The organism is Paenibacillus roseus (assembly GCF_016424485.1).
Taxonomy (GTDB): Bacteria; Bacillota; Bacilli; order Paenibacillales; family Paenibacillaceae; genus Paenibacillus_D; species Paenibacillus_D roseus.
The window spans coordinates 1-1,106 of the sequence record NZ_JAELUP010000085.1 but is presented as its reverse complement, the minus strand read 5'-3'; the positions used below and the strand labels follow the sequence as shown (position 1 = coordinate 1,106).

Annotated in this window: 8 tRNA genes; all 8 read right to left on the bottom strand. The window is 32.9% G+C overall.

Going from position 1 to position 1,106, the window contains the following annotated elements:
• Nucleotides 1–194: 194 nt before the first annotated feature.
• The 8 genes from JFN88_RS15490 to JFN88_RS15455 all read right to left on the bottom strand — a co-directional run bounded on the left by JFN88_RS15490 (nucleotide 195) and on the right by JFN88_RS15455 (nucleotide 908).
• Nucleotides 195–276, bottom strand: a tRNA-Leu gene (locus JFN88_RS15490).
• Between the two features lie 39 nt (nucleotides 277–315).
• A tRNA-Ile gene (locus JFN88_RS15485) sits at nucleotides 316–399 on the bottom strand.
• Nucleotides 400–403: 4 nt separating this feature from the next.
• A tRNA-Asp gene (locus JFN88_RS15480) sits at nucleotides 404–476 on the bottom strand.
• A 7-nt stretch (nucleotides 477–483) separates the two neighbouring features.
• Nucleotides 484–557: transfer RNA gene (locus tag JFN88_RS15475), tRNA-Met, on the bottom strand.
• 6 nt (nucleotides 558–563) lie between these two features.
• Nucleotides 564–634 (bottom strand) — tRNA-Asn (locus JFN88_RS15470).
• Between the two features lie 12 nt (nucleotides 635–646).
• Nucleotides 647–718 (bottom strand) — tRNA-Thr (locus JFN88_RS15465).
• A tRNA-Arg gene (locus JFN88_RS15460) sits at nucleotides 719–790 on the bottom strand.
• Nucleotides 791–821: 31 nt separating this feature from the next.
• Nucleotides 822–908: transfer RNA gene (locus JFN88_RS15455), tRNA-Ser, on the bottom strand.
• Nucleotides 909–1,106 lie beyond the last annotated feature (198 nt).

Genomic DNA, 1,106 nt, shown 5'->3' with positions numbered 1-1,106 from the left:
TGGTAAAATAAAATTAAATAGACAAATATTACCTATAAAATATAATTTTTATCGTATTTTACAAAGAAATTTTAATAATTATTTGGAAATTGATAACAGAAGTATTTTAGAGTATTATTCTAAATAAATTTTAAAAGTAGAGAAAACTTCTGCTTTAAAATAAATAACCCCATAAAGTACGATAGTTTTCAGATTGCCTTTGGCCGGATTCGAACCGGCACGCTTCTCAGCTTCAGTTCCTAAGACTGACACGTCTACCAATTTCGTCACAAAGGCTTATTTATAAAAGATTTTGAGTTATATTTAATGAATTAAAGCATCCAGTTGGATTCGAACCAACGACGTCTATACAGATCCGCATTATGAGTGCGGTGCAATCGACCACTCTGCCATAGATGCATTTCGGGATTGACGGGACTTGAACCCGCAACTTCCGCCGTGACAAGGCGGTGCTCTTACCATTGAACTACAACCCCTTACTTTTTGTAGAGACAGGATTTGAACCTGTGACCTTGAGATTATGAGCCTCACGAGCTTCCTAACTGCTCCACTCTACAATAATTCTCCCCAAATAGGAATTGAACCTATATACATCGGTTAACAGCCGACTGCTCTACCATTGAGCTATTGAGGAAAAAAAGAAATTAGCCTATTATCGGACTTGAACCGATAACCTTCGGTTTACAAAACCGATACTCTACCTTTGAGTTAAATAGGCTGGGCTTAGTAGGAATTGAACCTACATTAAAAACTTAGAAGGTTTTTGTCCTATCCATTAGACGATAAGCCCTAATAAACCTATTTAAAATTTAGAGAAAGGAAGGAGAAAGAGGGATTCGAACCCTCGAATACAATAAAGTATTGATACATTAGCAATGTATTGCTTTAAACCACTCAGCCATTTCTCCTTCTTTTATTTTTTGTGTACCAAACTTTCGTTTTAAAGAATATAAAATCAAATTTCATTATTTATTATAATATAAAAATTAAACTTTGTATTATAATAAATAATACTCCTAAATAAATAAGATCATTTAAATTATTTATAGGAGCTCTAAAAAACCAATCAATGAAAAGATATCTCATTTTTGCAATAAGCCAATTAT